General features: G+C 46.2%; 12 protein-coding genes and 1 tRNA gene. 7 read left to right on the forward strand and 6 right to left on the reverse strand.

Translation table 11 applies throughout. The features are described 5' to 3' along the window. Positions 1 to 290: 290 nt before the first annotated feature. Positions 291 to 1394, forward strand: a complete 1104-nt coding sequence (locus QUB24_RS01340) for a site-2 protease family protein (protein ID WP_333149865.1) — start codon at positions 291 to 293, stop codon at positions 1392 to 1394. Between the two features lie 413 nt (positions 1395 to 1807). Here QUB24_RS01340 and QUB24_RS01345 read toward each other — a convergent pair whose 3' ends face one another. Together QUB24_RS01345 and QUB24_RS01350 are read right to left on the reverse strand one after the other, a co-directional pair. Then, positions 1808 to 5392, reverse strand: a complete 3585-nt coding sequence (locus QUB24_RS01345; RefSeq protein WP_333149868.1) for a PAS domain S-box protein — start codon at positions 5390 to 5392, stop codon at positions 1808 to 1810. 767 nt (positions 5393 to 6159) lie between these two features. After that, complete coding sequence (locus QUB24_RS01350) at positions 6160 to 6549, reverse strand: AbrB family transcriptional regulator (protein WP_015179394.1); 390 nt, start codon at positions 6547 to 6549, stop codon at positions 6160 to 6162. Between the two features lie 265 nt (positions 6550 to 6814). Between QUB24_RS01350 and QUB24_RS01355 the strand changes: the two genes are divergently transcribed. The 4 genes from QUB24_RS01355 to pyrR all read left to right on the forward strand — a co-directional run bounded on the left by QUB24_RS01355 (position 6815) and on the right by pyrR (position 9686). Next, the gene (locus QUB24_RS01355; protein WP_333149870.1) at positions 6815 to 7258 is read left to right on the forward strand and encodes an Rrf2 family transcriptional regulator; all 444 of its coding nucleotides are present in this window, start codon (positions 6815 to 6817) and stop codon (positions 7256 to 7258) included. Positions 7259 to 7295: 37 nt separating this feature from the next. Continuing rightward, on the forward strand, positions 7296 to 7697 hold the full coding sequence (locus QUB24_RS01360) for a GFA family protein (RefSeq protein ID WP_333149872.1): 402 nt from the start codon (positions 7296 to 7298) through the stop codon (positions 7695 to 7697). A 109-nt stretch (positions 7698 to 7806) separates the two neighbouring features. Beyond that, entirely contained in the window at positions 7807 to 8886 is a 1080-nt protein-coding gene (gene cbiB, locus QUB24_RS01365; RefSeq protein ID WP_333149901.1) for an adenosylcobinamide-phosphate synthase CbiB, read from the forward strand. Between the two features lie 266 nt (positions 8887 to 9152). Then, positions 9153 to 9686, forward strand: a complete 534-nt coding sequence (gene pyrR, locus QUB24_RS01370; protein WP_333149874.1) for a bifunctional pyr operon transcriptional regulator/uracil phosphoribosyltransferase PyrR — start codon at positions 9153 to 9155, stop codon at positions 9684 to 9686. A 146-nt stretch (positions 9687 to 9832) separates the two neighbouring features. On the opposite strand, the gene QUB24_RS01375 is transcribed toward pyrR, so the two are convergent. Beyond that, positions 9833 to 9985: a hypothetical protein gene (locus QUB24_RS01375; protein WP_333149876.1), complete on the reverse strand. Its 153-nt coding sequence runs from the start codon at positions 9983 to 9985 to the stop codon at positions 9833 to 9835. A 55-nt stretch (positions 9986 to 10040) separates the two neighbouring features. Further along, positions 10041 to 10113, reverse strand: a tRNA-Ile gene (locus QUB24_RS01380). Between the two features lie 184 nt (positions 10114 to 10297). On the opposite strand from QUB24_RS01380, the gene QUB24_RS01385 reads away from it, so the two are divergent. Together QUB24_RS01385 and QUB24_RS01390 are read left to right on the forward strand one after the other, a co-directional pair. Next, the gene (locus QUB24_RS01385; protein ID WP_333149878.1) at positions 10298 to 10990 is read left to right on the forward strand and encodes a hypothetical protein; all 693 of its coding nucleotides are present in this window, start codon (positions 10298 to 10300) and stop codon (positions 10988 to 10990) included. Between the two features lie 68 nt (positions 10991 to 11058). Next, positions 11059 to 12537: a hemolysin family protein gene (locus QUB24_RS01390; protein ID WP_333149880.1), complete on the forward strand. Its 1479-nt coding sequence runs from the start codon at positions 11059 to 11061 to the stop codon at positions 12535 to 12537. A gap of 7 nt (positions 12538 to 12544) precedes the next feature. On the opposite strand, the gene QUB24_RS01395 is transcribed toward QUB24_RS01390, so the two are convergent. Continuing rightward, entirely contained in the window at positions 12545 to 13159 is a 615-nt protein-coding gene (locus QUB24_RS01395; RefSeq protein WP_041622800.1) for a hypothetical protein, read from the reverse strand. 230 nt (positions 13160 to 13389) lie between these two features. Then, a complete protein-coding gene (locus tag QUB24_RS01400; RefSeq protein ID WP_015179402.1) occupies positions 13390 to 14118 on the reverse strand; it encodes a hypothetical protein in 729 nt (242 codons plus the stop codon). Between the last annotated feature and the right edge of the window lie 139 nt (positions 14119 to 14257).

Consider the following 14257-nt stretch of genomic DNA (forward strand, 5'->3'; position numbering starts at 1 on the left):
TCTTGCCTGTTGCTGACAATGGTGCAAGATTTGAGTTAAAACCGGCTGAAAACTAAAACAGAAAATTAAAAAAGATATCCTCCTCAAGCCTCATAGCAAAAACTTCCGTTTTGAGATAATGATTTTTAACCCTTGGCGGGCCAAACGGCAGTCGGCGGTAATTATTCAGCAAACCGAACCTCCACAGACGGATAACACCCTAATTGAAACATTAACATCGCCGTTACGTTTCGTTACGATAAGGAGACAGAGAGAAAAACCTCTCATTCGTAAAATCAGAGGTAGCCATTATGAACGGTACATTTCGCGTCGGCAACCTGTTTGGGATTCCCTTCTTTGTCAACGCATCTTGGTTTTTAGTTCTGGGTTTAGTAACCTGGCAGTACGGCGGCGCATTAGCTGCCCTGTTTCCCACCTTGGGCCCTGTAGCGCCCTGGATGCTGGGATTATTGACAGCGTTACTGTTATTTGCTTCCGTCTTAGCCCACGAATTAGGACACAGTTGGGTAGCCATTAAACAGGGAATTGGCGTGAAATCGATTTCGCTATTTCTGTTTGGCGGACTGGCTAATTTAGAAAGAGAATCTAAAACCCCCGCAGAAGCATTTTGGGTAGCCATTGCAGGCCCGTTGGTCAGCTTATTGTTATCCGGTTTGTTAACAGCGATCGGCATCGGTGCTGGTCTCACAGGCCCCGCAGCCGCCATCGTCGGACTTTTAGCTTCCATCAACTTAGTTCTAGCCTTATTTAACTTAATTCCCGGTTTGCCCCTCGACGGCGGCAACATCCTCAAAGCAATCGTCTGGAAAATTACTGGCAACCCTTACAAAGGTGTAATTTTTGCTAGCCGCGTCGGTCAAATAATTGGTTGGATTGCCATTGCTACAGGCGTATTCGGAAATATTTGGAATCTAGTAATCGGTTGGTTCTTACTGCAAAATGCCGGTCAATCTGCACAATATGCCACAGTCCAAAATCAACTGGCAGGATTGACAGCCGCAGATGCTGTGACGCCCGAAAGTCCGATCGTCTCCCAAGACTTGTCCCTCAGAGAATTTGCCAACAATTACGTTATCGGTAGCACTCATACCTGGCGCAGGTTCCTGGCAACAGATGATGCCGGACAATTGGTAGGGGCGATCGACCTTGATGACCTCAAAACCATTCCTACCGGACGCTGGCCCGAAGTTTTAGTGAAAGAACTCCTGAAGCCGATCGAATTTTCCACCACCGTCAAACCAGAATTATCCCTCCTTGAAGTCGTCACCCTCCTAGAACAACTCAAAGTACAAGAACTCCCCGTCATTCGTGAAAACGGTGTCCTCGTCGGACTTGTAGAAAAAGCTGAAATCGCCCGCCTGCTACAAAGACGAGCCGAAGCGAACCCTGCTTGATATCCTCAGATACTTGACAAATAATAGTTAACCCCCTCGATTTCCCCTTACCAAAAGGGCGATCGGGGGGGTTAACTCTAGCTTCAAAAAAGTTAAGTCAAACACTCAATTATATTATGTCCGAGCGATTGACCATACTATCCCGGCCGGGCGGGTTTTTGAGATTGTCAATTATTGGCAGATATTGGCAGGTTTACCCGCCCCTACCTGATTTCTGGTAATCGACTGGACATGATATTATTAGGAGCAAATCAAGCATGATAATTATCTAGTGTATTGAGCATCTGAGCGAGGATTTTATGCCATCCCAGGACTCTTGTGGCAGCAGCTAAAATAACTGTTCGGGGAGCATCTATGCAGAACAGCTACTTTATAGATAAGGTGAGCTTAGCCCCACCCGAAAGCTCAGCCACCTACCGCTCAATTTCCGAAATCAAATCTAGTATTTTTTGATAATCAAAATTATATAGATGATTCCTCAGAACTTCCGCAAAAACATCATTATCGCTGCCGATTTCCTCAATAGTTGTGGCAATCAAGTCGAAGTCAGCCTCACGGACTGCCTGTTTTAGATTGCTCGTCCATTCTGGGGAGACTTTCGGCTTGGAGTCCAGCGTAAATATTGCAGCACTATCAGATATTTTTTCTTGTACCATACTTGAACTCGGCGATAAATCATTGACTTCAACATATTTATTGATAACTTCACCAGCACCCACTGCGGTAACAACTTGAATGTCAAACTTGAAAACAGTCCCTTGTCCCACTTCGCTCTCGACGGTAATGTCGCCGCCCATTAATCTTATGAACTCGCGGCTGATGTTTAATCCTAAACCCGTACCTGTTTGAACTTGCTTTTCTGATGAAGTTTGCACCAATAATTCAAATATGCTTTCTAATTTTTCGGGATAAATACCCACTCCTGTATCGGCTATTTCAAAAGTAATAAAAATACTTTCTTGAGTTTCCCCAATATTTAAAAAATCTTTTTTTCTACGCTGAATTATTCCTCCTTGCTTGGAGCATACAGTGACTATAACTGAACCATTGTGGGTAAATTTAACCGCATTATCTAATAGATTAATTAGCACTTGTCGCAACTTAACATCATCAGTTTCTACGTATTGGGGAACATCGGCAGAGCAGTCAATAATTAATTGCAGTTTTTTATTATTGATCGGAATTTGAAACATATTTTGCACGTCCCCCAGCAAGCGGTACAAGTCAAAAAGTTTGGCGTTTAGTGTCATGCGCCCAGCTTCTATTTTAGATAAGTCTAAGACTTGATTGATCAGTTGGAGCAGGTGCTCTCCGCTGCGGCGAATAATTTGGATATTTTCTTTTTCCGGCAAAGTTAAATTAGCGCTGGGTTCCATTAATTGAGCGAAGCCGAGAATGGCGTTGAGGGGGGTTCGCAATTCGTGGCTCATGTTGGCCAGAAAGAGGCTTTTAGTTTTGTTGGCAGCTTCTGCGGCTTCTTTGGCTTGTTGGAGTTCTTGTTCTGCTTGTTTGCGATCGCTCGTATCAATGATTATGCCGTGCCAGACAATATCTCCATTTTCGCGCAATTCAGGTCGAGAATAACCTTGCAGCCATTTGAGTTTTCCCGATGCTGTCACAATCCGCCACTCGTGGGAAAATAGTTCTAGATAAGTGGCACTTTTGACAATTGCCTCGAAGTGACTGGATCGATCGTCCGGGTGCATTTGTTCGTAGAGTAAAGCAGAGTTGTTCTGGATTTCCTCGGGCTCTAATTCTTGAATTTCTCGGCACAGAGGGCTGATATATTCCATCTTGACTGATCCGTCGGGATGCTGCACGAATATGTAAAGCTCTCCCGGAACAGTGTTGGCTAATTTGTGAAACAGAGCTTCGCTTTTTTGCAAGGCTAATTGTGCTTGTTTGCGATCGCCAATATCAATCCCAAATCCAAACAAGAAATCCAGACTGCCACCTTCGTCGAGCACCGGTGTGCCGTGCCACTCGACTAACAAAGTCCGATCGTCCGAAGTGAGAATGCGATGTTCGTTAACCGTTTGCTCCCGCGTTGTTACGCGCTCAAAAATCGAATGTAATCCGGCTCGATCGCTTGGGGGTACAAATGTAGCTAAGTAATCTTTGCCTGCAACTTCTGTGGCAGTATAGCCCACCGCTTCCAGCATACTGTTATTCGCCAGCAGGATTTTACCATCAGAGTCGATCGCCACAAAAAAAATCGGAGAATTTTCGATAATCTTTAAGTTAAAGTCGCGCTCTTGACGGATAATTTTTTCAGCTTGCTGGCGCTCCTCAATTTCGAGCTGCAAGCGGGCATTGATCGAGGCTAGCTCCCTCGTGCGATCGACTACTTCAATTTCGAGAGTACGGTTGTAGTCAGCCAATATTTGCTCTGCCTGTTTGCGAGCCGTAATATCTTTAAAAACAGTAAGAACATAAAGGATATTCCCCCCACCGTCAAACACCGGCAGCGCTCGCACTTCCAAACGAATATTTTGCCCGTCTCGGCGAATTTCCATATCTTCAGCAATCACCTCGAAGCCACTCAACGCCCGCACAAACGGCATTTGCTCGGCCGGGTACAGTTGATTAGTGCCTGTTATATAAGTTTGATAAGCTTCTGGTAGCTCTTGTGCGGTAGCATCGGGCATTTCTCCCCTACCCAATATTTGCTCTCCCGCCGAATTCATGAAAATAACTGCGCCGCCCGGATTCATCGCCGAGACTCCAACAGGCAAATTTTCTACCAGTTGGGCAAATTTTTCTTCACTTTCTGCCAAAGCTTGAAAAGACTTTTTCAGTTGAGCAGCCATCTCGTTGAAAGACTGCGCTAATTCGCCGACTTCCTCCAGCCTACTGACAGTAACAGCGCGATCGAACTCTCTGGCGGCAATATCTTTAGCTGCTTCATTGAGCCGCAGCAGCGGCAGCGTTACCCACCTCGCTGTCAGCACTCCAGCAATTGTCGATAGCAGCAGCGCCCCCCAACAAAGTAAAATTGTAGTGCGCGTATTTTTGTTAATTTGCCCCATGAAATCAGATTCGGGAACTGCGATCGCAATCAGCCAGTTCAAACCGTAAACATCAGAAAACGGCAACACTTCCACAAAATATTCCTGCCCATCTCGGCTAAATTTCAGTTGCTGCCGCTGCTTAATCTCGCCAAAGCCCCCGAAGTGTTCGTACAAATATTTAGCTGCGGTGCGAATGATAGGAGTTTGGCTGTCTAAAACATTCACCCGCTGCAGTTGCTGCTTTCGCGACATCTTTCTAAAGGGTGATTCTTGACTCGAAGTGGCAACCAGCAAGCCCGATCGTTCGATCGCAAAAATTTGTCCCGTTTTGCTAAGCTTGATGCGATGGAGATATTGCTGAAGCTCCGAGAGCGAAAAGTCTACGGCACAAACTCCCAGCAATTTACCATTTCGATCGCGAATCGGTTGGCTGGCAGCAATAAAAACAGTGCCGGAAGTAAAACCCCGATAAATGCTCGTCCAAATCGGTTTATTAGCTGCGACAGCTTCTTTGTACCAGGGGCGGAGACGGGCATTGTAGGTTCTGGGTTCTGCCTTTAATTTAGCGGTGCGAGTGCCTAGGCTGTCTGTAGCGTAGTAAATGCTGTGAAAGTTGCTAGACTTGTTCGCCACGACAATTTGCAAGCTGTTATCCGTGGGGTTGCGCCAAATTCCGAGATATTCTCCTGATTTTTCCGCACCGAGGGAAATCCACTGAATGCTTTTAAACGATCGCATTTGTTGCCAGAGGAACTTCTCTCCCCGAGGCTGCGGCTTTTCTAAGTGTAAGTTTAATTCACCGCGCTCGATCGCCGAGGCGTTAAGTTGATTTACCCACTGGGTAGGTTCGAGAAAAGAAATCAGCTTTTCTTCAACTCTCTTTCCCGTCTCCGCGATCAATTTCTCGGCGAGATCTTCGACTGCTTTGTCTCCGTTGCGAAAAGACAGATACCCGACAATCCCAACGGCTGCGACGATTTGCAGCACAAAAGAGGCCACTAGAAGGTGACGCAGGGGGATTTTTATTTGGTGTTGAGAAGTTTTGCTCGCGAATCGGGGCAACGGCATAGGCTGGTGACTAATTGCTCCCTAACACTTTAACTGTTCTAGCCTGTAATTTCACTCACGGGCGATCGAGGTGTTTCCTTGCCCTCAAAACCCCTCCCACACACACACCAATCAGGAGCAAGCACGAGACTTATACAATTTTAGATTTTAGATTTTAGATTTTAGATTAAATAATTGGGGATGAATGAGGAAGCTCGTGCTTTGGAGTTTGCCGACAGTTACATTCTTTTTTTTAAATTTTAAACTGGTATTACGCACTCTTGGCCCAGAATACCTCCGCCATTTTCTTGCTTTGTTCGGTTTCGTAGCTCAACCTAACCTGCTTCTTGCCTGGAACCTCGACCATCGAAACTCAACATTCATCCGTTAAATCCACTATACAATCCCTTGGTGAACATCCATGCGTTACATCCGTTACATCTTGTACACTGCTCGTTGCCGAACTTCTCTTTAACAGCTACGCGGAAAATCCCCCGCTTGTCCACACGGATATAGCGAGGGTCGAGAATAGGTATTCTCGGAAACTATAAAGTAGTGGCAGTGGCTTTTGTCCAGCCATTGCCATCTATAGAAGCCATACTTTTTTAGGCTCACAGAAAGATTTCAGAGCCAACTCTCTGCTTGCAGTCAATGCTTGAAGTCAAACCAACCTGTTCAAGCAAGAAGTCAAAGCAAGTCGTAAAAGCCTAGGATTCTTCTTCTTCTCGATCGATTTGGCGCAGGTGAATGTGCTTGCGTCCCAGAGAGATTTCAAATTCATCTCCTGGCTGGAGTTCCATCTGTTTGGTGTAGGCCGCTCCAATCAGTAAGTTGCCGTTAGATTGAACGCTAATCCGATAGCTGGCAGAGCGTCCGCCGCGTCCATTGCCGTTTTGCTTCCCGTCTAGCTGAATGCCTTCTGCATCAATCAGCGCATTCAGGAATTTCATCATGTTGACCCGTTCTACGCCGTTCTTGGTAACGGTGTAGTAGCCACAGGCTCTAGCTTTTTCTTCCTTGGTAAGGTTCTCTAGGTCTTTGACCTTTTTGATCAGATCTTCGCCTTCAAGGGGTTCGATATTTTTCTTTTTAGCCATTTACTGAGTCCTGAAATATTCAACTGGTGTACGGATTTTTTCTCGGTTGGTTTTTGGTTTGACCAAGAAACTTTAGCTTTATAGCTGGTCGTAAAACCATATTACACCGATCGGCTCAATTGTTAACCACTATTATCTAAATATTTTTAACAACCTGCAGTCTTTCTTGAGGAGTAGCTGCAGCCGGTGCGAGCAATCTCTAAACTCGGTAGCATAAGCTATCAGCTATCAGCTAGCTAAATATTTGCCCCGCTCTTAAAATCCCATGAAGTTAACCACACGCGGACACTACAGTGTCAAAGCATTACTGGATCTAAGTTTGCAACCTCGCTTTGGCCCGACATCGGTGAAATCGATAGCGAAGCGACAGGAGTTACCTGCTCCGTATCTAGAAAAATTGCTGATTGAAATGCGACGAGCCGGTTTAGTCCAATCTGTTCGGGGTTCCCAAGGTGGATATCAATTAGCCCGGATGCCCGCTCAAATCTCTTTAGGACAAATCTTAGAGGCTGTAGGTGAAACTATTGAACCTTTACCTCGACATTTTCCCGACGCGACGCAAGCAGAGGACTGGGTAACATTCAGTTTGTGGAACCGATTGCACAAAAAACTTGCCGAAGCGCTGTACAGTATTTCCCTCGAAGACTTATACTATGATGTCCGCAGTTGGCAAGCGGCTCTTGGGGAAGAAACTAGCTTTATCATTTAAATGGTAAGTTCATTCATTCGATCGGCAGCAAGCACACATGGACGCAACACTTGTTACTTACTTTGGTGGCTGTCACTGCGGAGCTGTCCGCTTCCGTGTCGCCGTTGACAAACACGAAGCATCTGATTGCAACTGCTCTATCTGTAAAAAGAAGGGATTTTTGCACCTCATTGTGCCACCGGAACGTTTTACCTTGCTCAGTGGCGAAGATGTTTTGACCACCTATACATTTAATACAGGAACTGCTCAACATACTTTCTGCCGAATTTGCGGCATTCACTCGTTCTATCGCCCCCGATCGCATCCCGATCATTTCGATGTCAACGTCCGCTGTCTTGACGACTATGCCATTGAACACTTTCAGATCCTACCCTTTGACGGTGTTAATTGGGAGCAGAACGTACACTTGCTGGGCGACGAAAGTAATCTCAGCCGTTAAAATTGCAGCTCAAAAATCTTGCCTCCGCAATGGTAGCAGTAGTTAAAACCTGCGCTACCATTGCGATCGCTCCTGCTCGGCCGGACTATCAAGTTTGACACAATATATAATGATGCCGGATGAATTTCCTGTTTTGATGTTAGCTGCGGTATTAGATTATTCGATCGGCGATCCTTGGGGTTGGCCACATCCCGTGCAGGCGATGGGTTGGGCGATCGACCGCTATACTCGACTTGTCTTTAATATATGGAATAATCCCGCAGGCAAAATGCCTGAAGCAGGCGCTAGTCCCGCTGGCTATCGGCACAAACTGCTGCTACGAGGTGCTGGTACAATACTAGCGATCGGGCTGATTGTAGGCAGTTATACTGTCAGTTGGTCGATCGTCCAAGCTGCTAGTTGGGTGCATCCTCTTTTAGGTATTGCCATACAGACCATTTTGCTGGCAAGCTGTTTTGCAGGTCGCAGTTTGAGGGCAGCAGCAGAGGATGTGCTAGCACCTTTAAATGTTGGAGATTTAGTCAAGGCGCGAGAAAGGTTGAGCCTTTACGTCGGCCGGGATACCGAAAACTTATCCGAGCCAGAAATTCTGCGAGCATTGTTAGAAACTGTAACAGAGAATGCAGTCGATGGTGTGACAGCACCGCTATTTTATGCCTTACTTGGGTTCGCTCTGCCGCATCTATTATTAAGTGTTACCGGTTCGCCGATCGATCCTAACTCGATGTGGGGGAGTGCTATAGTCCCCTTGGCGATCGCTTACAAAGCAGCCAGCACATTAGATTCTACGATCGGCTACAAAGAAGCGCCCTACACTGATTTAGGATGGTTTAGCGCCAAACTAGAAGACGTGCTGACGTGGATTCCTTGCCGGCTAACAGTGATTACTTTAGCCCTTATATCTGGCAAACCGATTTACATTTGGCAAATTTGTCAGAGAGATGCTGTTAAAGATGCCAGCCCCAATTCCGGTTGGAGCGAGTGCGTTTACGCCGCCATCTTGGGAGTGCAACTAGGAGGTACTAATTCCTATCGCGGAGTTTTCAAACACAAACCGCTGTTAGGCGAGCCGATTCACCCTATCACAGCGCCGCTAATTTGCCAAGCATTGCAATTAACTCGGTATTGCTTTCTGATTTGGTTGGGACTATCATTGCTTTTTTATACCTTATTAGGTTTGAGCCGCTAACTTATGACCTCACTCGAACAGTCCAAGAGGCATAAATAACTTATTTCTGTCATTGTTCGCCATCGGCTAAGCAATCGCAGCATCTGCTTTTCCTCCGTTCGGGCTAAGTCCAGCAGAAGACAGTGATCCGCCACCGACAGCAGCAAAAAAAGTTTTGACTTGAGTTCAAACCCCCAGATTTATCTGTCAAGTCAATCTCAAATCTCAAATCTCAAATCTCAAATTGTTCGATATGCCAACAGCCAACAATTAGCTCGCAGCAACCAATGACTAAAATTATCCAAATTTTATCTGCTGATGAAGTGAGGCGCACTCTCACCCGCGTCGCTTCCCAGATTGTCGAAAAATCAGGGAATCCCTCGGAGTTAGTGCTGTTGGGCATTCATAGTAGAGGAGTGCCTTTAGCTCAAATTTTGGCAGATCAAATTGAAGTCCTCGAACAAGTCAAAGTACCCGTGGGCGCTTTGGATATTACCTTTTACCGAGATGACTTGGATCGAGTTGCGATGCGGACACCGGCTAAAACAGAAATTCCTTTCGATTTGACGGGCAAAACCGTGGTGTTGGTAGATGACGTTATATATAAAGGCAGAACGATTCGAGCGGCTTTGAATGCGGTAAACGATTACGGGCGGCCGGAGAAAATTTGGTTAGCGGTATTAGTCGATCGCGGCCACCGAGAAGTACCGATTCAGCCGGATTTTACGGGTAAAAAGTTGCCGACTGCAAAGGAAGAACAAGTTAAGGTTTACGTTCAAGAACTCGACGGGCGCGACGGAGTGGAGTTAATTAAGGGATAATACGATTTTAGATTTTAGATTTTAGATTTTAGATTGGGCAAAACTGACCGTTCGACTAAATTAGTATATTTTGGGCGGGCTAGGAGCAACGCCCCCCAAAAAGATTGAGAGTCTTTGACGCACGGGTGGTCATCCACCGGGTTATTTCACAGCAATACTTCGGTGACGCCTGCAAAAACGGTAAAAAAAGCCGCTTTATCATCAAAGTCGCAGCGGACAGAAATCGGCTTTTTAGTGTCGTTACCGATTTTTGGCACAATAAACCAGCCTTCTCCAAGGATATTTGCTTGAGCAACCAAGTATCTAGGAAGAAACGGGGTTTTTCGCGCACGGAGCGCCTTATGTTCTTAAAAATCGGCAGTGCAGGAGTTGAACCTGCCTGGGGCGAATTATGAGTTCGCTGCCTAAACCGCTCGGCCAACTGCCGTTAAATCGATTTCTTCGACCTAACTCAAAATGAATTATAACATAATTTCCCAGTCCGTGCTAGAACTAGAGAACAAAAATCAAAATCTTTAGATCTGCTGAGTCCCGATCGCCTGTTAGCCAATGTGCTGGAGCCGATCGACCGGACAAAGCAGTTTCTACGACTCGGCATAAACTTATAGGCAATGGCAGTGAATTCGACGGTAGTGCTGACTCTAATTCTGCTGGCTCTGATGTTTGGAGCAGGCGTGACGAGTTCTGTTTGGGGATTTACTATAGGTCGCGAAGCCTTGCAAGGAACGACTCAACCCGATGTTCGTCCCAGCAACAATGCTGGCAGCGGCAAGCCTGGAACGACCGCTAGCAAAGACCAAGTGAGCATTTTGAAAGAAAAAGACATTCTCACCACCGTCAAAGCACGGGTAGAAGGTCGCGATCCCGAAAAAACAACGGCCGGGGCAAATACTAAAACAGAGAAGGCAAGCTCTAAACCAGCCGCGGCCAAAAAACCGGCTGCACAAAATGCCAGCGCCAAGTTTCCCCTGAACAGTCGCGACGGGGGAATAACTCTGGAAGTGAGCGCGGCCAGTCAGCGCAACAATTCCATGCTGCTAGACGTGAGCATGAAAAATGAAGGTTCCCAAGCTGTGAGGTTTCTCTACAGTTTCTTGAACGTCACTGACGATCGTGGCAGGGCCCTGAGCGCGACTGCCGAGGATTTGCCGTCGGAACTGCCCCCCAACGGGCAGGTGTTTTACGGTACGGTGAGTATTCCCACAGCTTTGCTGGAAAATGCTAAGGAAGTTTCGCTGACGCTGACAGATTATCCAGGTCAAAAACTTCAGTTGCAAATATCTGGCATTCCAGTGGCGAAGTAAAATAAAAGAAGACCAAACCTGCAGACGGATTCTCAGGTTCGATCGAGAAAGTTTTTTTAGGGAGCATTGTGTCACTTTTAGGGGCGAGAGTGCAGGAGATATCTGATTTACCCGCGATGAGTTTGACAGAGGTGCTGTCGCGGTTGCTGTCAGTGCTGTTGCTGATTGCGATTAATGCTTTTTTTGTGGCGGCTGAGTTTTCGATGGTGACGGTACGCCGATCGCGCATCAATCAGTTAGTGGAAGCTGGCGACGTTGCAGCTTTAACTGTGCAATCTTTGCAGCAAAGTATTGAGCGATTGCTCTCAACAATGCAGTTGGGAATCACTCTTTCTAGTTTAGCTCTCGGCTGGATTGGGGAAAGTACGATCGCTGTGCTAGTGAGAATGTCGATCGGCTATTTGCCGCTGCCAATTTACATCAAGTCTGCGATCGCCCATTCTTTTAGCATATCAATAGTAACTTTTTTCCTGCTAGCTTACGTGCAAATCGTACTGGGCGAACTCTTTCCCAAATCTGTAGCGTTGCTGCATTCCGAACAGCTAGCCAGAAGTTTAGGGCCTCCGAGTTTATTGATTGCCCGTTTGTTCAAGCCCTTTGTGTCGTTTCTCAATCAATCTACTCGATCGCTTTTGCGGTTTGCGGGCATCGAATACGATCTAAGGCATCGGCCGGTTACTCCCGAAGAACTGCAATTAATTATAGCTACTTCCAGCGAATCCAGCGGCTTGGAAGCAGAAAAGCGAGAATTGCTCAACAACGTGTTTGAATTTGGCGAAGTTTGGGTAGAAGAAGTGATGGTGCCGAGGCCTAGCATTGTCGCACTTCCCAAGACGGCAACTTTTCAAACTTTGCTCGACGAAATGGCGATTTCTAACCATTCCCGCTATCCCGTAACGGGAGATTCTTTAGACGACATTATCGGCATTATTGGCTTCAAACAACTTGCAAAACCCCTAGCTGAAGGTTTGCTATCTCCCGACACGCCAATTGTAACTTGGATGGGTTCGGTGAGGTTTGTGCCGGAGATGATGCTGCTGGGGGAACTGCTGCCTTTGATGCAGAGTTCCTCGGAAGAAATTGCGATCGTAGTTGATGAATTTGGCGGCATTTCCGGTTTAGTGACATTGCGCGATTTGATAGCCGAAATTATCGGCCGCAGCTACGAGTCGCCCGACAGTAAAGAAATTGCTTTGCAAGTATTGGATGATCGCACTTATTTAGTGCAAGCGCAGTTAAATTTAGATGATGTGAATCAAATATTGAATTTGGATTTGCCAGTAACTGACGAATATCAGACAATTGGAGGTTTTCTGAGTTATCAGTTGCAAAGAATGCCGGCTGCTGGGGAAGTTTGGCGGGGCGAAAATGTTGAACTTACGGTTGTTTCTGTGTCCGGGCCGCGGTTGGATCAACTTCAAATTCACTTGTTGGAAGGGGCTGCGGGCGATCGAGCTTTAGATGGAATTGCAGCAGCGGATGAGGAAGTTGTGGGGAAAGGGCGCAAGAATAGCGGGTTGAGTGGTGTGGCGAAATTTTCTAGTTGAGCATATTTTAGCTAATGCCTACATAATCTACTCGCTCGAAGTCGCTGCGTACTAAATCATCTAACGTCGGGCCTTTGGGGCGTAAATTAATGCGATCGCCAACCTTCACATTTTCGTAATGTGCGTTGGGAATATATATATCTTGCTCCTGCATAAAAGCGTAAGTAAAGCGAAAGGCACTGTCAATGTCCTCAGCTTTGACCTCACGAAAGTCAGAGAGGAATAGGAGATCCATTTCTGCTTCAAAGTACAGCATCTCTGCAAATGCACCTCCGTCGTAGCAGTTATAACCAATATAGCCGCAAGTGTCGCTACCTGTGTAGTAGAGGGCGCGAGTGGATGGGAAGCTGGAAAGGGTGATAGCATCTCCTACTCCAAATACAAGGTGACCGGGCTGATAATTCAGTTGTTCAACGATCGTCCAAGGATGTCCTCGGAACTGAAATACAATATAGCTTTCGGCCGTAATTTCGATTTCGCGATCGTAGATATCCCGTTCCCAGACATCCGCGCGTCTCGCCCTACTAAGCTTTTCCGCCACTAATTCAATAGGAGCGCGAACGAGAAGTAGATTTTGGTTTACGTCAATAGATTCAATACCTCGGCGCTCTTCAATAGACATGATTTTCACCATTGAGTAAAGTATGAAAGAGTAAATAATTAACCTTTAATTGGTGATACAAAATCCGGGTTTCGGGTCACTTTTATTCCTTAGTAGGAGCGTCCTAGCTCGCGAGCCAAAGAGGCGGGCTTCGTTTGTATAGTTGGGGGTAAAAATCCAATGACTTGAGAAGCTACATTCGATTTTGCACCCCCAAAGCGGTTTCAACCGCCAAGTCATCAAGGGGGTATTTAAGTCGGATTTGGTATGAAAATCCTGCCGGGGATTCCAGGGCCTATTGCTTCTGGAATCGTTAGCTGGAAAATGTAAACTTGGGGATTTCTCAGCGAAGCTTCACCTAGTTGAAGCTGATTAAAGCTGCCCGGAATTTCACAACCTATAGCGTGCCAGACAGCTACACCTCTCAATGAAGCTTCTGCTACTGTAGCATTACTAATCTGCTTGATATCGGCGCTAGTGATAAAAATGATTGCTGGTATTTTGCCTGCTGTCTTGGCAGGGCTGTTACCGAGCGCATCAATGAAACCAAGAATTTGATAATCTGAGTAACTAGGGGGGAGGAGACCTCCTTGCAGTGCCTTTACCTCATAGAAAACGCTATCAGGATATGTTTCAGTTGGGCCTGCTGGAAAGTTTACGAACACAAGTGGAAGAACTCCATCAGGTTGTACATTTCGGGTAGCACCACCTGTGGCTGCTGCCCTTGCGGGTGAAGGAAATAACCTAAAATTCTCTGGAATTGGAGTACCTGGTCTAATTGTAGCTCGTGCAAAATTTTCATAAGCTTTTCCAACTTTATTGATTGGTATCCCTTGACTCTCGGCAATTTCATCGAGTCTAGCTTTGGTTGCTGCTGTATGAGAAGGGTCTGCACAGAACTGAGCCTTAGCTGCAAAACTAAGCCCATTAATAGCAGTTGCTACCCCGATAAATAATGCGGTTTTTTGAAAGTAGTTCATAGCTGAAGCTCTAATGATACTTACAACATGATGCTTACAAAATTTATTGCAGAGCGTGATTTTTGACACTCCCTGTGCTGAAGCAACAGGGATTCTAAAGAAACTACCAAAAGGTAATTCTTGAAGGCGCTGTCAATGC

This window comes from Microcoleus sp. B9-D4 (genome assembly GCF_036705105.1).
Taxonomy (GTDB): Bacteria; Cyanobacteriota; Cyanobacteriia; order Cyanobacteriales; family Microcoleaceae; genus Microcoleus.